The sequence below is a fragment of the Amycolatopsis keratiniphila subsp. keratiniphila genome, from assembly GCF_001620365.2.
Lineage (GTDB): Bacteria > Actinomycetota > Actinomycetes > Mycobacteriales > Pseudonocardiaceae > Amycolatopsis > Amycolatopsis keratiniphila.
Map to the genome: position 1 here is coordinate 40,276 of NZ_LQMT02000012.1, position 22,798 is coordinate 63,073.

General features: G+C 69.5%; 16 protein-coding genes. 3 read left to right on the forward strand and 13 right to left on the reverse strand.

The window, feature by feature from the left end:
* Positions 1 to 33: 33 nt before the first annotated feature.
* Positions 34 to 1,404 (reverse strand): YcaO-like family protein, encoded by a 1,371-nt coding sequence (locus AVR91_RS11845; RefSeq protein WP_063823194.1) that lies wholly within the window; start codon positions 1,402 to 1,404, stop codon positions 34 to 36.
* A gap of 257 nt (positions 1,405 to 1,661) precedes the next feature.
* On the reverse strand, positions 1,662 to 2,285 hold the full coding sequence (locus AVR91_RS11850) for an RNA polymerase sigma factor (protein ID WP_083737514.1): 624 nt from the start codon (positions 2,283 to 2,285) through the stop codon (positions 1,662 to 1,664).
* Positions 2,286 to 2,448: 163 nt separating this feature from the next.
* Between AVR91_RS11850 and AVR91_RS11855 the strand changes: the two genes are divergently transcribed.
* The gene (locus AVR91_RS11855; RefSeq protein ID WP_063276088.1) at positions 2,449 to 2,826 is read left to right on the forward strand and encodes a hypothetical protein; all 378 of its coding nucleotides are present in this window, start codon (positions 2,449 to 2,451) and stop codon (positions 2,824 to 2,826) included.
* A 232-nt stretch (positions 2,827 to 3,058) separates the two neighbouring features.
* A complete protein-coding gene (locus tag AVR91_RS11860; protein WP_143253979.1) occupies positions 3,059 to 3,406 on the forward strand; it encodes a hypothetical protein in 348 nt (115 codons plus the stop codon).
* A 202-nt stretch (positions 3,407 to 3,608) separates the two neighbouring features.
* Here the strand turns inward: AVR91_RS11860 and AVR91_RS11865 are convergent, their stop codons facing one another.
* From AVR91_RS11865 to AVR91_RS11885, 5 genes are all read right to left on the reverse strand, one after another.
* Complete coding sequence (locus AVR91_RS11865) at positions 3,609 to 4,616, reverse strand: aldose 1-epimerase family protein (RefSeq protein WP_063276086.1); 1,008 nt, start codon at positions 4,614 to 4,616, stop codon at positions 3,609 to 3,611.
* Positions 4,617 to 4,642: 26 nt separating this feature from the next.
* The gene (locus AVR91_RS11870) at positions 4,643 to 6,133 is read right to left on the reverse strand and encodes an FAD-binding oxidoreductase (protein WP_063823192.1); all 1,491 of its coding nucleotides are present in this window, start codon (positions 6,131 to 6,133) and stop codon (positions 4,643 to 4,645) included.
* Between the two features lie 97 nt (positions 6,134 to 6,230).
* Positions 6,231 to 7,265 carry a ketoacyl-ACP synthase III family protein gene (locus AVR91_RS11875; RefSeq protein ID WP_063276084.1) on the reverse strand — a complete coding sequence of 345 codons (1,035 nt, stop codon included), beginning with the start codon at positions 7,263 to 7,265 and terminating at the stop codon, positions 6,231 to 6,233.
* Entirely contained in the window at positions 7,256 to 12,205 is a 4,950-nt protein-coding gene (locus tag AVR91_RS11880) for a type I polyketide synthase (RefSeq protein ID WP_228709190.1), read from the reverse strand. Before AVR91_RS11880 ends, AVR91_RS11875 begins: the two co-directional genes overlap by 10 nt.
* Before the next feature lie 60 nt (positions 12,206 to 12,265).
* Positions 12,266 to 13,354: a nucleotide disphospho-sugar-binding domain-containing protein gene (locus tag AVR91_RS11885; RefSeq protein ID WP_063276083.1), complete on the reverse strand. Its 1,089-nt coding sequence runs from the start codon at positions 13,352 to 13,354 to the stop codon at positions 12,266 to 12,268.
* A gap of 303 nt (positions 13,355 to 13,657) precedes the next feature.
* Here AVR91_RS11885 and AVR91_RS11890 point away from each other — a divergent pair, with 303 nt between their 5' ends.
* Complete coding sequence (locus tag AVR91_RS11890; protein WP_063276082.1) at positions 13,658 to 14,428, forward strand: alpha/beta fold hydrolase; 771 nt, start codon at positions 13,658 to 13,660, stop codon at positions 14,426 to 14,428.
* Between the two features lie 5 nt (positions 14,429 to 14,433).
* Here the strand turns inward: AVR91_RS11890 and AVR91_RS11895 are convergent, their stop codons facing one another.
* From AVR91_RS11895 to AVR91_RS11920, 6 genes are all read right to left on the reverse strand, one after another.
* Positions 14,434 to 15,432 (reverse strand): helix-turn-helix domain-containing protein, encoded by a 999-nt coding sequence (locus AVR91_RS11895; RefSeq protein ID WP_063276081.1) that lies wholly within the window; start codon positions 15,430 to 15,432, stop codon positions 14,434 to 14,436.
* Complete coding sequence (locus AVR91_RS43160) at positions 15,429 to 16,262, reverse strand: lantibiotic dehydratase C-terminal domain-containing protein (protein ID WP_158077400.1); 834 nt, start codon at positions 16,260 to 16,262, stop codon at positions 15,429 to 15,431. Before AVR91_RS43160 ends, AVR91_RS11895 begins: the two co-directional genes overlap by 4 nt.
* Positions 16,259 to 16,777 (reverse strand): hypothetical protein, encoded by a 519-nt coding sequence (locus tag AVR91_RS43165; RefSeq protein WP_063276079.1) that lies wholly within the window; start codon positions 16,775 to 16,777, stop codon positions 16,259 to 16,261. Before AVR91_RS43165 ends, AVR91_RS43160 begins: the two co-directional genes overlap by 4 nt.
* Entirely contained in the window at positions 16,774 to 18,114 is a 1,341-nt protein-coding gene (locus tag AVR91_RS43170; protein WP_158077401.1) for a hypothetical protein, read from the reverse strand. The genes AVR91_RS43165 and AVR91_RS43170 overlap by 4 nt, the downstream gene beginning before the upstream one ends.
* Positions 18,115 to 18,122: 8 nt before the next feature.
* Positions 18,123 to 19,475 carry a YcaO-like family protein gene (locus tag AVR91_RS11915; protein ID WP_063276077.1) on the reverse strand — a complete coding sequence of 451 codons (1,353 nt, stop codon included), beginning with the start codon at positions 19,473 to 19,475 and terminating at the stop codon, positions 18,123 to 18,125.
* Positions 19,476 to 19,760: 285 nt separating this feature from the next.
* Positions 19,761 to 22,184 carry a helix-turn-helix domain-containing protein gene (locus AVR91_RS11920; protein ID WP_083737518.1) on the reverse strand — a complete coding sequence of 808 codons (2,424 nt, stop codon included), beginning with the start codon at positions 22,182 to 22,184 and terminating at the stop codon, positions 19,761 to 19,763.
* Between the last annotated feature and the right edge of the window lie 614 nt (positions 22,185 to 22,798).

The following is a 22,798-nucleotide window of genomic DNA, read 5'->3' on the forward strand; positions in this document are numbered from 1 at the left end:
GGGTTTCTCCTTTCGGGAGGGGATGACGGGCGCTCAGGCGAAGGGCTGGGGCCAGGGATTGAGGTCTTCGAGCCGCCGGACCGGATACCCGCACGCCGCGGGCGCGGCGTAGAGGCGGGGGCTGGCGAGGAACTGGGCGCGATGAGTGAAGGAGAGCGGCTGCAGACCGGGAACGATGGCCTTGACGGCGGTGAATCCCGCTTCCTGTGATTCGTCGCAACCGATATCGACGGCGAAGACGTCCAGCCCGGAATCCCGCATCCGGGTGAGCAGGTCGGTCAGGTACCGCTTCGGCGGGCCGTCCGGGATCGAGGAGCGGATCTCGGACAGCGGGACGGTGCCGCCCGCCCGGCCCGGGCCGACGAGGAAGTCGAAGGCCTCGGCGTGTTCGGGCAGACCCATGTACAGCGCGCCGTCGAAGGTGCTGCGGATCGTGCCTGCCTCGGCGGGCGCCGCGCCATGGTGGTCGAGCGCGAGGCGGCAGCTGATGGCTTCCCGGACCGCGTTGGCCGCGGCCTTGCCGGGGTCGGGGTTGATCCCGCAGCCCAGCACATGGCGAAGCCGTGCCGAGTGATGTTCCTGGTAGACCGCGTAGACCGTCGGAACGCCGAGGTCGAGGGTCGCGTCGAACAGCCGCATCGAGACGCCGGGGGCGGCGTCGAACCGCGCCAGCAGCCGCTTCAGCCCCGGCGGGGCTTCGTCGACCTCGATTTCGGGCAGGGGAAGCCGCTGACGCCAGACGATGGCGATGGCGTCGCGTTCGATCACCTCGAGCAGCCCGTTGAGCAGCGCCTGCCACGGGTCGGTGTGGATGGCGCAGCCGGTGCTGTTGGGCGCGGAGAGCCGCTGATCGCCGGGTTCGTCGAAATAGAGCCAGACCAGCTCGGCGGGGATCCAGGTGAGCCGGGCGTCGGCCAGCCGCACTCCGCGCACCCACGCGCGGGACCGATCCTTGCGCGCCGGCCTGACCGGATGCCGGTCGTCGGCCAGTTCCCGGTCCGAAAGCCGGGGCAGATCGTCCAGATCGAGGGCTTCGGCCCCCAGTTCCCCGGCGGTCGCGGTGATCAACTGATCCCGGCTGTACACCGCCGAGCAGTACCGCTCCAGTGCCTCGGCCGCGGCCACCCACTCGGCGAGAGTGGCGTCGAAACCACCGCCGGCGCCGTCGAGGCCGGTCGTCGTCCGGCCGGCCCGCTGCGCGAACGCGGCGACCTCCGGCAATACCCAGCCCAGGTCGCCGGTGGTCGAACTGGCGATCGGCAGCCCGGGGATCCCTTCCGGAACCGGCAAGCGCACCGGCGGCGAGATCGGCCCGAAGAGGCCGGCGAGCGGGGACAATCGTTCGCGTAGCGCGGCGGCCGCGATGGCCGGTGCCGTGGCATCGGCCGGTGCGAGGTTCAGCATGTCGACCAACTCTTTCCGTCACACCTGTGAGAAACCTGGAATTCGAGTAAGCGCTTTCAGTAATGCGAAGAGAATTCACATCTGATCACTCAGGGTCACTATGATTCGGTCATTGAACATCTCATTGCCCCGTTGGAGCGAGGAAGAATTACCTGAAAGACAGGAATTTCGGTAACTTCTGCTGGTTCCGGTCCGGCATCGCGCGTGTCGTGCAGGAAGGTGCATTCGCGTGTTTCGGACGGCAGGAAGCTGCGAGGCTAGGGTGTGTTCGGGAGCGGGGAACCGAGAACGCCGCCCGTCTTTTCGGCATGTCCGGTCCGGTCCAGCAGATCCCGTATCCGGCGCCGCGCCCGATGCAGCCGCACCCTCGCCGTCACCGCCGAAATGCCCAGCACGCCGGCGACGTCCGACAGCGAAAGCCCGTCCAGCGCGGCCAGTTCGAGCACCGAGCGCTCCGATTCCGGCAGCCGGTCCATCGCCCGGTACACCCGCCTGGCTTCGGCTTCGGCGCCGATCCTGTCCTCCAGCCGGCAGATCTCGGCGGAATCGAGCAGCCGCCGGCCGGTGTTCTCCCGGTCCGCCGTCGACGCGCGCGCCGTCCTTCTGCGTTCGGAGTTGACCACGTTGCGGGCGATCCCGAACAACCAGCCGGTCGGGGTGCCGCGGTCTTCCCGGAAGGTGTGCGCCGATTCGATGACGGCCACGAACACGTCCGCGGTCAGATCCGCGGCGAGCCAGGGATCGGGCACTCGTCGCGCCACGAATCCGTGAACCATGTCCAAATGCGCCCGGTAAAAGGCTTCGAAGGCCACCGGATCCGTCCCGAAGGCTCCCGTGTCCCGGCCCCGCCCGGCGTGGCTTCGTCGCCCGCATTGATGCATTGCTGCAGGACAACACAGGTGACCTCGTCGTCGCCATGCGGAACGACCCGCAGAATCACGCCGGATCTCTTGCGGGTCGTTCGCCGTCTCCCGAAGTCGATGTAACGCCATCGTGTGCCGTGGCCAAGTGTGGGTGTCAAGTTCAGGAGATGAGGAGAAGACCATGTCCGCTGTCTCGAAGGGTAAGCCCGCGTCCGTACTGGCCGTCGCCGCCATGGTTCTCGCGTCGGTGTTCGGCGGTACTGCCACCGCCGAAGCCGTCACGCTCACCAGGCCGGCGTCTGGCACCGCCCAAACCTACGACTTCACCCTCACGGTCCCCGGCCAGGGAGAGGTCGTCAGGGTGGTGAGTGTCTGGTCGCACGACTATCTCGGCAGCGACGAGTACCGCTGGAAAGCGGAACGGCTGCACAACGTCACCCGGATCCAGACCCAGATCGACGGCAAGCTCGTCGACAACGTCTGGGAAGGACACCAAGTCGCGCGCAAGAGTGTGAAGCACCGCGCCTGCTTCAACGAAGCCTGTGGCAGCTGGAACTGATGCGCGGGCCCCGGTGGGCTCGTCGTTTCCGCGCTCGGACGGACCCGCGGCCGCTGACCGAATTCGAACTGCGGCTTCTGACGGAGTTGAAGGGAATCGTGGCGGAGCAGGGGAAAGGCCGGACCCGCACTTTTCGTCCGGCGAATCTGCCGCCGGTTTTTCCTGGTGGCGACGAATCGAATCCAGTTTGCTGGTGCGGTCGGGGAAACCATTGAACGGAGGATGGAAAACGGTGATCAACAGGACTGCCCGGGTTGCCTTGGGCGTGGCCGCCGCGCTCGTATTCGGCGGCACCGGCGTGGCGAACGCCGCGACCGAGGCGGACAACTATCAGTGCGGAGACCACCGATACCGCGACAACACCGCGAAGATCTGCTGGAGCTGGCAGGATTCCGGCAAGGGCGACGGCACCTTCGACGGCCGCTACATCGTCGCGTCCTACACCGGGAGGCCCTCGTTCTGGGTCAGCCTTGACGGAAAGCCCGACATGTTCGACCCGCGGGTCGGGCACGTCTACCGGCAGAAGCGGACCGTGCAGTTCCGCATTTGCAACATCGCTTGCAGCGACTGGAAACAGTAGCGCGCCGGGCGAGCCGCTAGGCTGAAGGGGCCTTTCCTCGCATCTGATGCGGGGAAAGGCCCCTTCGCGTCTTGCTGGTGGCGCCGTGTTGGCGAGTTGTGTGCGCCCAATGTGGCATTGGGGACGGTGAGGGTCCCCAATGCCACATTGGGCGCATCGGAGCGCCGGAGCGCCGCCGATGACGACGACACGCGTGTCGAGGTCAGAGCGAGTTCGTCCGCACTCCCCAGCTGCTTCGGAAGGTCTCACCGGGATTGAGGACGATCAGGTTCTCGCCGCTGTTGAAGGAGTTCCCGGGGCCGGTGACGGGTTCGATGGCGATGGCCTGACGGGCGGGCCTGCCTTCGGCGTAGTCGTCGGAATACACCAGCAGGTACTTGTGCTTGGCGTCGGCCCAGAGCTGGATCTTGTGCCCGTCGGGTGTTTCGAGTTCGGCCAGCGTGCTTTCGGCCGAGGTGCGGATGAGGTCGGTGTAGGCGAGGTCGAGCTTCGCCGGGCCGATGAGGGCGGGGGTGCGGAAGTCGTTCACGGTGCCGGTGACGGCCGCGCGGCCGACCGGGATGCCGTTGTCGTCGTTGATCAGGTACGTCGACGCGGCCACGGTCAGTTTGGCGTCTTCGATCCGCGGTGCGGTCTTGAAGTACGGGTGGTATCCGCTGCCGAACGGGGCCGGTCTGTCACCTGCGTTGGTGGCGGTGAGCGTGACCCGGAGCCCGGCCTTTTCGAGCACGTACTCGGTCTGGAACTCGAGCAGGAACGGGTAGCCGTATTGCGGGTACAGCACGGCACCGAGCCGCAGGCGGTTACCGCCCTGCTTGACCGGGGTCCACGGCAGGAAGGCCGCGAGCCCGTGGATGGCGCAGCCGCTCCAGTGTTCGGTGATCGGGGTTTCGTAGTCGGTCCCGTCGAATCTGTACTTGCCGCCGGCGATCCGGTCGGACCAGGGCAGCAGGATCTTGCCCATATGGCTGTCGCCCATGCCGGTGTCCGGGTGACCGGCCAGGACGGCGTGACCGTCCACGGTCCACGACCGCAGTTCGGCGCCCACCTCGGCCACCACCAGGGTCTGCTTCCCGGAGGTGACGCGGTATTGCCGTCCGGTGGGCAGGAGCGTTCCGGTTTCCGTCGCGGCGGCCGGGCCGCCGAGCGCCAGCGCGGCGGTGGTTCCGGCCGCGGCGGTGAGCGCCGCGCGGCGAGAGAAGGTACCCATGGTTCTGTCGCTCCGATTTCTTGGGGTCAGCCGCGAAGCACTGATTGAGGGAAGTCGAACACCTTGCCCGGGTCGTAGGCCGAGACGATGCGGCGCAACCGTGTTCTGTTGGCGCCCCAGTACGAAGCCGCCCAGTCGGGCTGCATCGGGTTGATGTAGTTGACGTACGAACCGGTCCCGATGACCCGGGTCAGCGCCTGTTGCGCCTGGGTGACGACTTCGCCCTGGTCGGTCTCGCTCCAGCCGTAGATCTGCATCGACGCGGTGGCGCCGCGATGCGGGTACGCGGTGTCGCGGGCGCCGATGCTGTCGACCTCGCCACCGACCCCGTCGAACAGGAGCACCATGTCGCCGAAGCCGCTCAAGATCTCGACGACGCGGTCCGCGTCGGCGGCGTTCAGCCTGTGCGGCAGCATCCGGGACGCGGCGTGGAAGCTCTCGCGCTCCACCGTCCCGCCGGGTTCGGTGTCGAGACGGCAGGTCTTGGCGTCGTCGCAGCCGGCGTAGTGCAGCATGGCGTCGAGGTAGGACTTGCGGCTCGCGGTGCGTTCGGTGGGCGCGACACCCACTTCCGCGATCAGCGAGGCCAGCTGGGCGTCCAACGCGGCGTCGCCGCCGAGCCAGGCGCCTTCGATCGACGCGGTCGGCCGCTTGCGGGCTTCGACCGCACAGGTCGACGTGAGTTCCTTGGGAGCGGCGGCTTGCCAGGCCGACCATGAGGTGAGGACCTTCGCGGTGTGCTCGGCCGGGAACTCCAGGGTGAAGATCACCGGGGACGGCGCCGGAACGGTGCTGAAGGTGAACTCGGTGACGATGCCCGCGTGGCCACCGCCGCCGCCGCGCAACGCCCAGAACAAATCCGCGTCCCGGCGGGAGTTCACTTTGTGCACCGAGCCGTCGGCCAGCACGACCGTCGCGGCCTTCAGCCTGTCGCAGGTCAGGCCGTAGGCGCGGGTGAGCGGTCCGATCCCGCCGCCGAGGGTGAGACCGGCGATGCCGACCGACGCGCAGGTCCCGCCCGGCAGCGCCCGGCCACGGGCGGCCAGCGCGGTGTACACGTCCATCAAGCGCGCGCCCGACCCGACCACCGCGGTGCCGTCGTCGTGCACGGAGATCTTGTCGAGTGCCGTGACGTCGACGACGACACCGGAATCGGGCGTCGAGAATCCGGCGTAATTGTGCCCGCCCGAGCGCGCCGCGAGCGGAACCCCTCGGCCACCCGCCCGCCGTACGCACTCGGCGACGTCGTCGCGGTCTCCGGCCAGGGCGATCGCGGCCGGTCTGCGTGCGGACAGCGCCTGGTTCCACGGCCGCGCGGCGAGTTCGTATCCCGCGTCGCCTGGCCGCAGCAGCCGTCCGGACATCGCCTTGCCGAGCCCGTCGAGGTCGATGCCGCCCGCGCGTTCACGGCCACCGGTCGCGAACGCGCTGCCGCCCGCGCCGGCGAGCAACGCGGTGCCGGTCAAAGCAGCGGTCGTGGTCAGAAATCTGCGCCTGCTGAATCCCGCGTCCGTCACGGTTCTCCTTCCGTCGCCGGGGTCTGGCTGGATCAGTATTCAGCCGGGCGGAAACCTTTTCCACGCACAATTCACTTTTGCCGGTGATTCTGCGCGGTCACACTGTCCACTCGGGAATTTCCAGGACCCGCACCACCGCGGCGGACAGGACCAGGCCCGGTGCCTGGCCGAGGAGAAGCATGTGGTCGCCCGGATTCAGCCCGCCTGTCGTGAGAAGGTGTTCGAGGGCAAGGAACTGGTCGGCGGCACCGCAATGGCCGATGCGCCGTCCGAACTCCCAGGTCGATTTCGTCATGTCCAAACCGAGCGGGGCCATCACCCGCTGCTCGACGACTTCCCGGGAATGCGTTTCGAAAGCGACTTTGGCCACGTCCTTGATCCCGATGCCCGCTTCCGACACCGCGGTCTCGACGAGTTCGAGCATGACCGCCGGGATCCGGCTGAGAACGCCGGCCCCGCCGGGAGGGTTGGTGCGGTAGTGCTCGTAGCGCGCGGGGAAGTCCTGGGGACGGCGGGTGGTCACGGTCGGCGGGAAAAGCGGTTCCCCGCTGCGATGCAGTTCCTCGCCCTCGGGCAGGCAGATCGAGGTGACCGACAGCAGCCGGGCGAAGCCGGGGTTCTTCGTCAGCACCACGGCCACGGCGGCGTCACCGCCGATCATGCCCGAGGAGACCCGCCACCGGTCGATCATCGGTGTGCCGTAGTTGTCGGCCGTCACCAGAAGCGCGCTTTCCCGGTCCGGCACCGCGCGCAGGTAGCAGGTCGCGAGCTCCAGCGCGTCGAACATGCCGTTGCACCCTTGCCGGACCGACATCGCGGGCACGCGACCGCCGACGAGGTGGCGTTGCAGGTATGCCTGCGGCGGCCAGCCGTCGGGTCCCTGATGCCAGGTGTTGGTGTAGAGCAGCAGGGAGAGCTCGGTCGGCTCGACGAGGGCGCGTTTGACCGCCGACTGGGCGGCCTCCAGCGCCATGTCCGGCGCGGGGCGTTCACCCGCGACGGCCACCCCGAGGAATTCGTGCGCCTCGGCTTCCAGCGCCGGGTACAACCCTTCCGCGACGGCGCGCTCCACCGGGAACACCGGAGGGACGACCGAGCCGATCCCGCTCAGGTGCACGTCCCTCACGCGCATGACGTTTCTCCCCTCGGGACCGCGGGCGTCGCCGACAGTTCCGCGATGTGGTCCGCGATCGCGGACACCGTCGGCGTCTGCCACAGCAGGGTGGACGGGAGTTTGCAGCCGAACCGCTTCTCCAGGCGCCGCCGGACCATGACGGTCAGGATCGAGTCCATGCCCTGATCCGCGAGGGAGCGTGTGGGCGCGAGATCCTCGGGGGCGAGTTTCATCTCTTTCGCGATCAGTGACCGGATTTCCTCGGGAAGGGTGGCGGGCGTCTCCTGAGGATCGTCAGGTTCGCCGACGTCGGCCGTGAGTTCCGGCCGGTCGTCCCGGAACACCGGGTAGACCCCGGGCCCGCGACGATCCGCCACATCCCAGGCCGCGACGACCACGGACGCGGGGAAGTCGTGCCCGGACACGACATCGAGACACACCGCGTGTTCCCCGGCCTCCGCGCGCTGGAGCACCACCGCGTCCAGCAGGGCGCAGGCCGCTCCGTCCAGCTCCGATCCGGGCTGGTTCAGCAGCTGGTCGCCGGAGGAGAAGACGGTGAAGAAGTCCAGGGTGCCCGGCGGGAAGAGGTCGTGAAGTGCCTGCGTGCCGCCGATCCGCGTCCTCCCGCCCGGAACACCGGGTTCGGTGATGCTGAGCACGCCCCGGACGGGAGGGAGCCCGGAGCTGTCCGGATCGGTCAGCCCGGCGGTGACGACACGCACCGTGACACCCCGCCCTTCCAACGCCAGCAGAGCATCGGCGTCCGGGGTGGACTCCCACCGGGATCGCGGAGGGAACTCCTCCGGCGTAAGGAAAAGAAGGCGTTTCGCGCCCAGATCCACCAGACGATCCGCGGCCGCGAAGCCGAGTTCACCGAGACCACCGCTGATGAGATAGGTGCCTTCCGGACGGCACGGCGTCCCCGGACGGCCCGGCTGAGCCGCCACCCGGGACGCCCTGGCCACGAACGGGCGGCCATCCCGCACCGCGATCACGGCCTCCTCCGGCGCCGCCCCGATCAGGCCGAGCACGGTCTTCGCGGTTCCCTCCGCGCCGGGATCGTCCAGATCGATGACCGCGCCCCACGCTTCCGGCCGGGTTCCCACCAGGGTGCGGCCGAAACCGGTGACGGCCGCGGCGGCCGGACGTCGGGGCGGCTCGACGCCCGTTCCCGTCCGCACCGCGCCCGTCGTGAGGCACCACAGTCTGCCGACCCGGCCCGAGGTGATCGTGGCGAACGACCGGAGGAAGTCCTCGGCCTCGTCCGAAGTGGCCGTCGGCAGGACCAGGCAGACATCGACGCCGGAGAGGTCGCCCCCCTCCGCGAGGTCGTCGAGCAGCCGGCAATCGCGTCCCGCCGCGCGGGCCTGCGCGACCAGCCGCCCGGCCAGTTCGTCGTGCGGGCCGACGATCACGAGGGCTCGGTCCGGGGCCACCACCTGCTCGTACGGTCGCCAGACGATCTCGTGCACCAGTGCGCGGGGATCGGCGGAGACGGCGTCCTCGGCACCGATGGTCGCGTACCGCAGGCCGCTCAACCGGGCGATCACCAGACCCTCGGGTGTCGTGACCGTGACGTCCACCGCGTCCGGAGCGTCCGAGCGCACGGCGATGTCGATCACCGCCGATCCGGGCGGATCGCCCTGGACCGTGACCTCGTCCACCCCGACGGCCATCCGCAGCACGGGATCCCCGGGATAGGCGACCGGTGCGAGCGTCATGACCGCGTCCAGCAACGGTGCCCAGGTGGCGGACTGTCCTAACGCGACAGTTCCGCGTAGCGCGCCGCTGCCGCGCAGGAGTTCCCGCACCGTCCAGTCGAAACCCGTGGACGGCACTCCCACGGCGCTGAGCCGGTCGTGGACGAGGGTGGGGGACACCGGTTCGAGGGGAACGTCCGGTGTGGGCGGGCCGGAAAGCTCGCCCGGGCCGCCGACGGTCGCGTAGGTGTGGACGTCCCATCCCTGTCCGGACCCGGAGCCCGCGGCGCGGGAGGCGATCCGGAGGGTGTCGCCGTCCAGGACGACCTGGATCTTCCTGAGCTCGGCGGTCATCAGCGGGCTGCGCATGACGATCTTCCGCAGCGTCGGCGGTGGGGACCCCGGTGCGGCGGCCGCGAAGAACGTCGTGAGGAACACCGCGGCGGGAACGATCTCGACGCCGTTGATGCTGTGGCTCCCCGGATAGGGCCGGTTCCCGTCGTCGAGATCGCTCTGCCAGATCCGGACGGCGCTGCCCGCGACCGGTGTCTCCGCGCCGAGCAGGGTCTGGTCGTCCGGGTCGTGCGTGGGGGCGGAACCCTCGCCACCGAGCCGAGGCCGCCACCAGAGCGACCGGTGCCGCCACGGGTTCGCGGGGGCCGCCACCAGCTCGCCCTCCGGATACAGTCGGGACCAGTCGACATCGAGGCCGTGGCAGTACAGCGAGCCGAGCGCGGTCAGGAGGCTGCGTTCCTCGGACTGGCCGCGGCGCAGGGTCCCGCCGACGAAGGCCTCTTCGATCCCGTGGTGGGAAAGGGTTTCGCTGATCGAGTGCGTCACCACCGGATGCGGCGAGATCTCCAGGAACGCCCGATGGCCGTCCTCGGCCGCCGCGGCGACGGCACCGGCGAGCCGCACCGGCTCGCGCAGGTTGACGGACCAGTAGGTCCCGTCGAAGGTGGGGAGCGCGCGCGGATCGGCCAAAGCGGTGCTGTAAAGCGGAATCTCCGCCGGCGCCGGACGCAGGTCGGCGACGGCACCGGCCAGTTCCGTCGCGAGCGGGTCCATTCTGGGGCTGTGGAACGCCACGTCCGAGGCGACCCGCCGGACGACCAGCCCCGCCTCCTGGAACTCCTGGATCGCGGCCTCGACCGCGCCGGGTTCACCGGAGACCACAGTGGACACCGGCGAGGACTGGATACCCGCGACGATCCCGGGACGACCGGCGAGCCGTCGCTCCACCTCGGCGAACGGGAGGCCGACCATGGCCATCGCGCCCTTGCCCGCCTCCTGGCGCAGCAAGCTCGAACGACGGCAGCTCAGCTTGGCGCCTGCCTCGAGGTCCAGTGCGCCCGCGCAGACGGCGGCGGCGATCTCGCCGACCGAATGCCCGATCACCGCGGCCGGGACGAGCCCGCGATCACGCCACACCGCGGCCAAGCCGACCTGCATGGCGAAGATCATCGACTGGATGCGGCAAACGTCGTCGAGGGTGCCGTCCTCCAGAACCTGCCGCGGGGTGAACCCGAGCTCGTCGGCGAACACCGGCGCCAGCTCGTCGAGCACGGCGGCGAAGGCCGGAGAGGTCGCCAGCAGTTCGCGGCCCATACCGGCCCACTGCGAACCGTGCCCGGAGAACACCCACACCAGGCCGGTCCCGCGGTCGGCGAGTGGGCTACCGGTGACGACGGCGTCCACCGGTTCGTCCTGGACCAGATCGCGCAGCCGCCCGATCAGCTCACTACGGTTCGAAGCGGTGACGGTCGCGCGGTGCCCGAGGTGAGACCGCCGCAGTGTCAGCGTGTGCGCGAGCGAGTCGAGCGAGACCTCGTCGCCCTGTTTCGACAGCCAGTCCGCGAGGTCGCCCGCCCGGCGGCCGAGCGCCTCCTCCGACGCGGCGGACAGCGCGAACAACCGTTCGCGCGGGCCGTTGTCCTGGTGGTCCGCCGGTTTGCCCGGCGCTTCCTCCAGCACGACGTGCGCGACCGTGCCGCCGTAACCGAACCCGGACACACCCGCTCGCCGCGGCCGGTCCGCCGACGGCCACGGCACGCGTTCGGTCACGAGCCGCAGACCGTTGTCGTGCCACGGGACGGCCGGATTCGGACCGGACGCCATCGGCGTGGCGGGGATCTCCGCCTTGCCGAGCGCGAGCACGGCCTTGATCACGCCCGCGACGCCGGCGGCGCCTTCCAGATGGCCGATGTTGGCCTTCACCGAACCGATGAAGCAGCCGTCGTCCGCGCGGTCCACGCCGTACACCGCGCTGATCGCCTCGGCCTCCAGCGGATCGCCCAGCAGGGTGCCCGTTCCGTGCGCCTCGACGAATCCGACCGTCCGCGGGTCGACACCGGCGTCCCGGCAGGCCCGCACCATGACGTGCTCCTGAGCGACCGGATTGGGCGCCATGATCCCGCTGGTGTAGCCGTCCTGGCTCACCGCGCTGCCGCGGACGAGTGCCAGCACCCGATCTCCGTCGCGCCGGGCGTCGGAGAGACGTTTGAGGACCAGGACACCGCAGCCTTCTCCGCGTCCGTACCCGTCGGCGGTCGCGTCGAACGCCTTCGACCGGCCGTCGGCCGCCAGCGCGCCCGCGAGGTCGAGCGTCACCGTTTCGCCCGGCGAGACCAGGAGGTTCACCCCCGCCACGAGCGCAAGGTCGCTTTCGGCCGAACGCAGACTCCGGCAGGCCAGGTGCAACGCGACCAAGGACGCCGAGCAAGCCGTGTCGACGACGAGGCTCGGCCCCCGGAGGTCCAGCACGTGCGACAGCCGGTTCGCCACCGCGCACCGGGCCGCTCCGATGCCGCTCCACGCGTCCATGTGCACGATGTCTTCGAGCAGATGCCGCCGATAGTCGTCGGTGCACGAACCGACGAACACGCCGGTCTCACCGCCGGCGAGGGAATACGGCGGGATCCCCGCGTGCTCCAGTGCCTGCCAGGCCACTTCGAGCAGGATCCGCTGCTGCGGATCCATCAGCTCCGCCTCGCGCGGGGTGATCCCGAAGAAATCGGCGTCGAACCCGTCGATCCGGGACAGGAAGTTCCCCCGTCCGACGGTGCCGCGCAGTACCGAGGCGTGCCGATGACCCAATTCCGCGTAGGGCCGCCACCGATCGGCGGGGACGTCGGAACTGGTCTCGGCCCCCGCCAGCAGCAAATCCCAAAAAGCGTCCGGGCTTTCCGCTTCCCCCGGGAATCGGCAGCCGATCCCGATCACGGCGACCGGTTCGGTTCCTCGTGCGTCGACGCTCACTAAACGGTCCCTTCGGGCAGCATTGTATGACGGCGATTTCCGGTAAAGGACTGTGTCGGCTCAAACGGACTGCATCTCGAGTCGCCGGGCCAGCCCGATCGCCGCCTCCGCGGGGCTGGGGCGACCGGCGTTCTCCTCGGCGAGCGTTGCGGCCGCTTCCCGCCAGTGCGGTTCGGTCAGCAGCGCGTGTACCTGATCGGCCACCGTCTCGAGATCCCCGGTGACGCCGGCGCCGGTCAGCGCGAGCTGAGTGGCGTTGAACCGCTGATCGACGACGGCGGGCAGGATCACCTGTGGCACTCCGGCGGCGAGCGCGGTCATCGTCGAGCCCGCCCCGCCCTGATGGACGATGGCCTGACAGCTCGCCAGCACCACGTGCAGGGCGATATGGCTGTCGGCCAGCCGGACATGGTCGGGCAGGGTCCCGAATCGCGGGCGGGTCTTGGGATCGATGGCGACCACGACCTCGAAACCGGACGCGGCCAGCGCCTTCGCGACCCGCGGTGCGCGGAAGAGTCCGTCACCGTCCACTTCGGACATCAGGGTCCCCCAGGTGACACAGACCCGTGGCCGCGGCAATCGCGGCCACAGCCACCCCGGATGATCCGCGGGGCCGTTGTAGGGGACGAAACGGATCGGCTGACGGGGGACGTCGCCCGGTGCGGGAACCTGCATCGCCGCCGGGCAAGGGTCGATGATCAGGTCCGGGATGTCAGGAAGCCGGTCGATCCCGAACCGGCGTACCAGATCTCCGGTGGCGACCTCCTCGGCGACCGGCATGGTCGCCGAGAAGTCGGGGCCCCACAGGTGTTTGACGGCGGGGATGCCCAGAACCCGCGCCGCGATCGGGGCTGCCAGGTTCAGCGGATCGTGCACCAGTATCTGCGGGCGCCAGTCGCGGGCGAACGTGACGAGGTCGTCGACCATCATGTCCGCGCAGCCCGCGATCGCGCCGTCGACGGTGACGGATTCGTCCGCCGATGCGGCTTTTCTGTTGATTCCGACGGTGAAGAGATCGACGAAATCCGGGTCGTCGCCGACCTCGACCGCGGTGAGGCCGGAACCGGTGATGGCGGGCGCCAGCGACGGATGACCGGCGACGCGGACCTCGTGTCCGGCCGCGCGGAGACCCCACGCGAACGGGACCATCGGAAAATAATGGGATCGCCATCCCCAGGTACTGATCAAAACGCGCATGAAACGACCATATCAGCGAATCGTCCGCGAATTGCCGCCTCGATCGTGCAGCATCATGCACCACGTGGATGGTGCCCGTGCAAACTATTCTTTCCCATTGTCGGCGTGCGAGGGTTTACCGTTTATTCGCACCACGACGAGTTCGGGACGCGGAAGGGAGCCGTCGAAGTGGAAGAGCCGTGGGATACGGAGCGCGCGGGCACGATGGACGTTCCCGGGGCTCGGTTGAGTTATCAGGTGCGCGGAAGCGGGCCGGTGCTGCTTCTGATTCCCGGCGGACCGGCCGGCGCGTCGATGTACGACGACATCGCGCCGCTGCTCGCGAAACACCACACCGTGATCACCTATGACCCACGCGGTCTGTCCGAGTCCACAGTGGACGATCCGGACCGGGACATCACGGTCGAGACCCAGGCCGACGACGCGCGCCGGCTGCTGCGCGCGGTCACCCACCAGCCCGCTTTCGTGTTCGCCACCAGTGGTGGCTGCGCCACCGCGCTCGAATTGACCGCGACGGATCCGGAACGGGTGCGGACCCTGATCGCGCACGAACCGTCGATCGCCGAACTGCTGCCCGGTCACGAGGAGCGCCGAGCGCACAACGCCGACATCTACGAGACCGCCGGAACCGCCGGGGTGAGCGCGGCCTTGGGCAAATTCCTGCCCTCCGCGGGTTTCGACGTGCCGGAGTCCCCGGATCCGGACGAACTCGTCGCGATCGTGGCGATGCGGGACCATCTGGAGGAGTTCTTCACCCCGGCGAACCTCAAGGTCTTCTTCGGCCCCATGTGGCGCCCGCTGGCAGGCTACGTCCCGGATCTGGACGCGCTGCGCGCCGTACAGGGCCGGGTGGTGGTCGGCGTCGGCACCACGTCGGAAGGCCAATTCGCGTACCGGACCGCGCTCTCGCTCGCCGGACGCCTTGGCCTGCGGCCCGTGGTGTTTCCCGGTGATCACGGCGGGATGCTGGGAATGCCCGAGGAGTTCGCCGCGTGTCTGCTGGACGTCCTCGCCTTGCCCGGCTGAAGGGCTCAGCGAGGAGTTTCGGCGCACGGGTCCAGCCAGCCGTTCCGCTCGGCCAGCACACCGGCCTCGAGACGGCTGCGCGCGCCCAGCGTCTTGAGGATGTCGGCGATGTGCTTACGCGTGGTGCGGAGCCCGAGACCGAGATGGCGGGCGATGTTCTCGTCCTTCTTGCCCATCGCGAGCAAACCGACGATTTGCCGGTGTACCCCGGCGGGCGGTGGAATCCGCGCACGCAGAGGCACCGAAAACGACCACAGGGAGTCCAACAGCGTTTTGACCACCGTGTGGGCGGCCGGATGCCGATAGACGAAGAACCGCCGTGTGGGGGAGGACGGGGCGGTGGAGGGCAGCGCCAGCGCGCCGGCCGAAGAGCCCACCGCTACGGCCGTGAGGGGGATCTGAGGGCAGCTCCGGACCTGGATGGCCCCGTGTTCGGCGAACGGCGGGCGAAGGGTGCTCCCGTGCGGTATCACCAGACGCGTCCGGCGGCCGGGCGGGATCAGCGCCGGACTGAGCAAGCCGCCCACCCAGCAATCGGCGAAGGCCGGACCCGGACCTCCCGAACACGCCACGACGTCCTGAGGATCTGTCCGGAGACACTCGGCGAGGAACGCGTGGGCCTCGTGTTCGGTGGCGACCGGTTCGAACAAGGCGGCCTGACCGTTCCCGCGGTGCGCGCCGGCACCGTGCAGAAGGGTGAAGTTCCGCCCGAGCGCGGAGATCCGGAGCAGCTGGTCGACGAAGACATGCTGGGCCCGGCGGGCGAGCGCGTCCACGGCGATACCCGGATCCACCGCCTCCCAGCCGTTTCCGGGGGCGGGCCGGACCAGCCCGGTTTCGGCGAGCTGGGTGATGGCCTCGCTCATGTCCTCATCCCGGCCGCCCGTCGTGTCGGCCCCGAGAATGCCGGGGTTGAGCACGATCCGGTGGTAGAGCCGGATCGCTTCGGGGCTCAACCCCGATGCCCCGGCGAGGGATGCCGTCGGTTCGACTTCGGTGGTCACTTTCCGCCTCCGATCATGGCCAGCCCGATCATGGCCTCCTCGGCGGGCAGATAGCCGAGCCGGTTCATGCTCATGTGCAGGTGGTGGAAGAACAGCCGTGGCCGCCGCGACGGCTCGGTCGTGTGCAGACGGCGCGCCAGCCGGTCGCTCCAACCGCGCAAGAGGTCGAGCTCGGCCTCGGTGGGCGGGTGGCCCGCGATGGTGGCGACCACGGTGTCGAGCCGTTTCTGCAGGGTCGTCTTGGACAGCCTGAGCAGACGCAGATGCTCGCCCCAGTAGCCGCGGTGGAACGGCCAGAATTCGCGGCACTCCGCTTCGGTGAGCACAGCGGTCGCGGCCTCGCGCATCAGGTGGGCGGCGAGTCCGGCGCGGGCACCGGGCTGTGGTTTGCCCGTCGCGTCGAGGTCGAGCATCAGTTCGCTCGAGTCCTGGAAGGCGGCTTCGGCGTCGCGCAGGTGGTCACGGCCGTACTTGTCGACTTCCGGCTCGTAGGCGCCGAGCCGGACACCGGGCGGTCCCGGGGTGTCGAGCGTGCCCGCTTCGGGAATGAGCCGCCGGTGCGCGGGGGATCGCGAGCCGCCGGTCGCGGCGACGAGCTCACGCAGCGGGCCGCATCGCCCGTCCAGCGTGTCCAGCGCGTCCGGGGCCGCCCGTACGCGGAGTCTGATGTGGACACCGGTCGCGTCGACGTAGCGGATGAAATACCAGCACCTCGCGTCGATCTCTCCGGCGGTCCGCTTCGCCCAGCGGCTCGCTCCCGCCGCGACGGTGTCCATCCCGGAGGCCGCGCCCGGATACAGCCGGGCGTACCACCATTCGTCTCCGTTCACGCCGCGGCCCACCGCAGTGACAGTCCACAAAGGATCGCCCGCCCGGCGCCGTCGGCCGGGACCAGCGTACTCAGCTCTCCGAACGAAATCGGGCGGCAGCGCTCGGCACTCAGGCCGGCTCTTCTGGCGGCGCCTGCCATCGCGGCACAATGCCTCCCCGCCGCGGAAAGCAGCAGCCGGTAGCCATGCCCACCGTGGACGGCGACGGCGGTTTCGACGTCGCCCAGCAGGGAGAGGACCGCCGTCCCGGGCAGGAGGTCGTGATGTCCGGGGCCGAGGTGGCCGAACGTACCGTCCTCGTGCGCCACGGTCACGCCGTCGGGCATTCCCGGGATCGAATTGGTGGAGATCACCAGCTCGATGCCCCGGCCGCGCCGGGCGACGACGTCGCGCAGCACCGGCGGCGGTGACACGGGTGCGCCGGGTGGCATGGGCAGACGTGACACCGGCGCGGTCGCCCGGTTCGCCGTCCCGAACGAGACGAGCACTTCGGCCATCTCCGGTGGGATGATCATCGGACCTCCTCGATTTCCAGTACGGCGAGCACCGGCTCGCGTTCCGGGACGGCGGGCAGCCAGGCGACCTGATCGCCGGACCAGCCGTCGAGCACCGCCGCCCGGTCACCGAGTGCTTCCCGGAGCACTTCGATCGCCCAGCCCGCTTCGACGAGGAGTTCATGCAGCGCCGCGTTCCCGGACCACCGCATCGCGGCTTCGACCGTTCCGGTCAGCACGACCATCGCGGGGGCGGACGAGGTGACGGTGGACAGTAACGCCAGTTCGGGAGCGTCCCGGACGACGCCGAACACCGCCCGGGGGGCGCCGGCTTCGCCCGGGGCCAGCACATGGCAGCGCAGGGACGTGACCGGGTTTCCCGCCCACACCCGTTGCACCGGCGCGCCGACGCCCACGGCCGGGACGCGACGGGCGAGCGGCCATTCGACCGCATGGGCCTTCGGTCCCGGCGACGGCGCGACCCGGCCGAGGGTGGCCTCGTACCGGACGGCCGCGCTCGCGGGCCGGGGAGCGATCCCGCGCAGTACGGAGCAGTCCGGGCAGCCGGGGCGGGAGACCCTGGCCACGAGCCGGGTCCGGCCGGAGGCGAAATCGATGTGCTCCGACCAGGCGACGTCGTCGTGACGGGCGACGGCCAGTACCGGGATCCGTGCGGCGACGAACGCCGCGGCGAGCTCCCGGTACCTGTCCGGAAGCGCGGAGGGCTCATCGGTGTCTTCGGTGACGCAGTGCGGGCAAGGGGTCGCGCCGGGCCGGACGACAGGCCCGATCACCAGGTCGTCGCCCGCCGCCCGGACCGGGAGGACGGCGCTACCGGCAAGCCGCCGGGCGGCCAGTTCGGCGGTGCTGCCGCCTACCACGAGAGTCCCGCTCGACGGCCGCCGCGGTCCACGGGTGGCCGCCGCCTCGCGCACCTTCGCCGCGAACGCGTCCTCGCCCGCCACTTCGACGGTGATCGCCGCGAAGCCGTCTCGTAGCTCGTCCCCGCTGCGTGAATCCGCGCGATGCCCGGCCACGGAAGCGAAGAAGCCGCCCTCGGTGAAGTCCGGCGCCGACGCGGTCGCGACGGATTCCACCGCGCCGTGCCTGCCGAGCAAGGACAGCATGAGTTCGACGTCGTGTTCCAGCACACCGATCGCTTCGGAGAGTTCGCGGACGCCACGGCTGCCGTCGAGGGCTCCGAGCAGAGCGGGCAGGCAGGTCGTGGCCGACTTGCCGGACAGCCGCACCGGTGCCACCGAACCGCCGAGCACGAGCGTGTCGCCGACCACGACGGAGCGCAGGCCGCGGCGGCGGCGGAGAAGACGTGGCGGCGGGCTGGGGGATGCGGGGTTCATGGTGTTCCTCATGCCATGGGTTGGGGGAGGGGGTTGAGCCGGTGTTCCGGCCGCACGGGGTGGTTCATCGCGGCCGGCGCCGTGGCCAGCCTCGGCGTGCCGAGCATGCGCACCGTGGTGCCGAAGGTGATCGGCATGGCTTGGGGCACCAGCACCTTCACCACGACCGTGCCCGTCGCGCGGGCCTCGACCGGGGTGATGTCGACGGCGAGGACCTCCGCGCCGGCGTCGCGGAGCCGGGAGACCACCCACTCCAGCTGCCGGACCGGGTCGTCGGTGCCGGGGCCGGGGAGGTCGGCGAAGGACCGGATCGGGCGCGGTCCCTCCAGCAAGAAGTCGAAGTTCTTCCTGGCGGCCGGTGCGCCGTTGACGAGCGCGCCGCCGCAGGCACCATCGAGGATCGGGTCCGCGCCGTCCGGCGGCGCGCCGGCACGCAACGCCGTCCTCAGCATGGCCAGCTCCCGGTGGATCTTGGCGGTGGCGGCCGCCGGATCCAGCCCCGCGGTGGTGGCGACCACCTGGGCGAGCAGCCGGTCGTCGTCCGCGAGTTGCAGGCCGAAGAACGCGGGAACGCCGAAGTCCGTGGTGGCGTCGAAGATCAAGGTCTCCAGTCCGGCCTCGTGGCTCCGCTCGGCATAAGGGCGCAGGGAAGGCGGGAGATCGCGGGCCGGGGCCGCGAGCCTGGGCAGACGGAGGCGGTGCAGCCAGGTCAGCATGAGGGCGTCACGTTCGATGACCTCGAGCAGGCCGCCGAGTACCGCGCGCGGGTAGTCGACGTGGGCCGCGCTGCCGCTGGAGTTTCCGAGGGTGAAGGATTCGGCGGGACCGCCGGGGGCCAGGCGCAGCCACACCATCCTGGCGGGTACGTATCGCGGTCGCTCCCTGGTGAGCGACCAGGCCCTGACCCACTGGAGCCGTCCCCGGTCGTCCGGCCGGGTCAACGGGAAGCGCGGCGTGGCGAACTCGGCCGCCGAGGGCCGGGGCCACTCGCTCGGGGCCACGGCGTCCGGGCCGAGTTCGTCGGCGCTCGCCGTGATCAGGAGGTCTTCCCGGACGGCGAGCGCCGCATAACGCTCGAGCGACTCCGCGGCACTCAGGAGTTCGGCCCGCTCGGGATCGAGGTCGCCGCCCGCACCGTCGAAATTCCCGTCCGTGGCCACCGATCGGCGCCAGCCACTCAGCCGGGGGAAGACCTCGCCGAGCTCGCCGAGGAAGCTCACCCCGATCGGGATCCGCGGCTCTCCGAGCGTGCTCCCCGTCCTGCCGACCAGACCGTACGGCGAGACCAAGGCGCGCATGGCGGCCAGCGAATCCGGCCGCCTTGCCGTCGCGTCGGTGTGGTTTCCCGTCCGTGGGGTCATCGCCCGTCCTCCGGCTCCGTTCCGGCGTCACACCATGTCCGTCGACTGTCGCCGGTACGTCTGTGAAAAGTCTGCAGACGATCAGTAAGCGCTTTCTCGACGGACGTGAAGACCATTCGTTTTTACTCGCTGTCACCGCTTTGGGCCGATTGAACATCGCGCCGCCGGGTTTCGTCATGAAGAAGTACCGGCAAAACCTGGAATTCGGGGTTTTGCCGGTACTTTTGCGGTGTCAATAATATGAATGAGTATCGCGTTTGACCGGAAGTAAATGCCCGGACGGCCTCAGCCGGTGCCCGCGACCTGCTGCTCGGCTTCGCCGACACCGAGCAGTCCGGCGAGTTTACGCGCGGTCTCCCGGTTCGCGGGCGTCTCATAGCGGGTGCATTCGGTCAGTGCCTGGATGCGGTATTCTCTGGCGAGGCCGGGCTCGTCCCGCTGTTCGTAGATTTCCGAAAGCTGTTCCAGGATGCGGACCCGGTCGTCGGACCAGCGGTTGTCGGCCAGGAGCCGGAAAGCGGACAGCAGCTGATCCGTCGCTTCGGCGAGGCGGCGAGAATGAAGCAGGGCCTGGCCACGCCGGTGCTGCACGCGGGCGACACCGACCACCGCCCCATGCTTCCTGAACAACGCTTCGGCCTCGTCGAGAACCGGCAGGGCAGCGGACAGGTCACCGAGGGCGGCGAGGGTCTCGGCGTATCGCGTCAGCACCATGGACAGCAGTTCGTCGTTGCCAGGAGTGCTGGCCTGATCTCGATAGTGGGCGACACACCGGCGGTGCAGCGTCACGGCTTCGTCGAATTCGCCGGTCATGTGCAGCTGTTTGCCCAGCCACGACATCGACAGATACTGCCCGGTCGGGTAGTCGGCCTGCTCGAACAAGGCGACGGCGCGCCGGTTGTGACGGACGGCGTCCGCGGGCAAGGTCAGGCGTGAGTCGATCGCCGAGCGGTAGTAGTAGGCCCATGCCTCCAGGACGAGATCCCCGACCTCGGTCGCGGCGGCGACCGCGCGATCGTGCACTTCCAGCGCTTCGTAAGGCTTACCGCACAGGACGCTGAGAGCCCAGCACAGGAAGTTGGACTGTTCCGCTTCGGCCCGGCGGTCACCCAGCGCGCGCGCCGCCGTCGCCCCCGCGCCGAACACCTCGCACCAAAGCTCCCCGTCTCCGCGCAGGTCGGAGTACCAGTGCATGGCGGCCGCCAGGTCCAAGACCCGGCGATGTTCCCCCTGTGCGGCGGCGGTGCGCAGCGAGCAGCGCCAACTGGACCGTTCCGCTTCCAGCCAGCCGGTCGCGGACTGGCGGTCGTAGACGGGGTCCGGCCCGTCGACGGCGCCGACGCCCGTCCGGTCGTGGTCGAAGTACAGGGCGGCCTTGGTGGCGACATCGAGGAGCCAGTGCCTTGTCCGGACCAGGGCGTCCTGTGTCGCCTCGACGTTTTCTTCGCGTTCCAGGCGCTCTCGCGCGAAGACGCGCAACAGGTCGTGGCAGGTGTACCGCCCGCAGGTCCCGCTGGCGGTGAGCAGGCTGGCGTCCGCGAGTTTCTCCAGGCTGAGCTCGGCCGTTTCCTCCGGCTGTCCCGAGACGACCGCGGCCAGCTCGATCGAGACCTCGGAGCCGGGTACCAGGGCGAGGCGCCGGAACATGCTCGCGGCATCGGGATCGAGGTGGTGGTAGGAGATTTCGAAGGCAGTGCGCACCTGTAGATCCCCGGCGGTGAGCACGGACAGCCGTCGCCTCTCGTCCTCCAGCCGGTCGGCGAGGTAGGAGATCGGCCACTGGGTGCGGCTGGCCAGCCGGTTGCCCGCGATGATGAGCGCGAGCGGGATGCCGCCGCACAGGGCGGCGACCCGTCTCGCTTCCTCCGGTTCGGCGGCGACGCGGTATTGCCCGGCGACCAGGCCCAGCAGTTCGACCGCGTCGTCCGGGGTGAGGCGGTCCAGGCCGATCCGGTGCCGGACGTCCAGCCCGGTCAGCGTGTTGCGGCTGCTGACCAGGACGAGCGTGCCGTTGCTGGTCGCCAGCAACGGCCGCACCTGTGCCTCGTCGGCGGCGTTGTCGAGCACCAGCAGCACTGTGCGGTCGCGGAGCAGCGAGCGGTAGAGAGACAGCCGGTTGTCGGGATCGTTGGGGACCACGCGCTCGTCCAGACCGAACGCGTGCAGCAGTTGCCGGACCGCCCGATCGGTGGTGAGCGGGACGCGGTCCGTGCCGCGAAGGTCCAGGTAGAGGCAGCCGTCGGCGAAGCTTTCCTTCAAGCGGTGCGCCGCCTTCACGACCAGCGCGGTCTTGCCGGAGCCAGGGAGCCCGTGAACGACCGCGAGTTGCAGGCGGCAGGACGCGACGCTTTCGAGCGCGTACCGCTCCAAGGCCTCCAGGTCGGCGTCCCGGCCGGTCAGCTCGGTCAGCTCCGGTGGCAGCGCGCAGCTGCTCGTCAGCGGGCCGGCGAGGTCGGGGTTGTCCGTATCGGCCGATGTGCGCCGCCCGGCGCGACCGGCGTCCGCGAACTCCCGGTGTTCGTCGTGCGTCAGCCCGAGGCCTTCGGACAGGAGTTCCACGGTCCGGCGCTGCGGCGTGCGGACCCGGCCGCGTTCCATGTAGCTGATCGCCCGGACGCTGATCCCGGTCCGCTCGGCGAGTTCTTCCTGTGTCATCGACGAACGCAGCCGGTAGAGCCGCAGGAACTCACCGAACGCCCTCGTGCCCACGCGACCACACTCCTCCACTGTCATGCCTCGAAGAGTGGCATCGACGCTATAAGGTCCACGTTCGCATGATCCCTTGGCAAGGGTTTCGTGATACCCGTAAGGGCGATCAATGGACCCTATCGGATGTAAATTCGGTTCTTCGGGCTTGCCGTCGGGTTACGTTACGTCACAATGGAGGTTGAATAAAATTCAGGTTTCACGATCTGGGATTCCGCGAGGATCGCCGCGGCTGACGTGCTTGTATCGTGTTCTTCGAATACGTCGAATCTTGGCCGCATGTCTTGATGATCGCACTTCGAGGTCGCGATCGCGGGGTCGCGGGCAAGGTTGGTGGTCTGCCCGGCCGGCTGCCCTCACCTTCCCGCTCAGTGAGAACTCCGGAATGGTATTCACGTATCGGAGCTGTCCGAAACCGTGCCCTTCGAAACGGCCGAAATGCCGATGTCGAAATCGCGTATCACAGCGTCATCGGCCAGGTCGCGTGTAACGCTGTCCCGTCGTGCGGCCAAGTAAGGGTTGTGAGGTCCACAGTGGAGAGTGCGCATCGACCGAAGGAGCATCTCGTGATGGCGGTGAAGTGGTACAGGACGGTCTCCGTGCTCGCGGTCATGGCC

Coding starts and splice junctions, on each gene's coding strand:
- AVR91_RS11845 (WP_063823194.1), bottom strand. CDS start 1,404: ATGCTGAACCTCGCACCGGCCGATGCCACGGCACCGGCCATCGCGGCC.
- AVR91_RS11850 (WP_083737514.1), bottom strand. CDS start 2,285: ATGCATCAATGCGGGCGACGAAGCCACGCCGGGCGGGGCCGGGACACG.
- AVR91_RS11855 (WP_063276088.1), top strand. CDS start 2,449: ATGTCCGCTGTCTCGAAGGGTAAGCCCGCGTCCGTACTGGCCGTCGCC.
- AVR91_RS11865 (WP_063276086.1), bottom strand. CDS start 4,616: ATGGGTACCTTCTCTCGCCGCGCGGCGCTCACCGCCGCGGCCGGAACC.
- AVR91_RS11875 (WP_063276084.1), bottom strand. CDS start 7,265: ATGCGCGTGAGGGACGTGCACCTGAGCGGGATCGGCTCGGTCGTCCCT.
- AVR91_RS11885 (WP_063276083.1), bottom strand. CDS start 13,354: ATGGTCCCGTTCGCGTGGGGTCTCCGCGCGGCCGGACACGAGGTCCGC.
- AVR91_RS43165 (WP_063276079.1), bottom strand. CDS start 16,777: ATGATCATCCCACCGGAGATGGCCGAAGTGCTCGTCTCGTTCGGGACG.
- AVR91_RS43170 (WP_158077401.1), bottom strand. CDS start 18,114: ATGAACCCCGCATCCCCCAGCCCGCCGCCACGTCTTCTCCGCCGCCGC.
- AVR91_RS11915 (WP_063276077.1), bottom strand. CDS start 19,475: ATGACCCCACGGACGGGAAACCACACCGACGCGACGGCAAGGCGGCCG.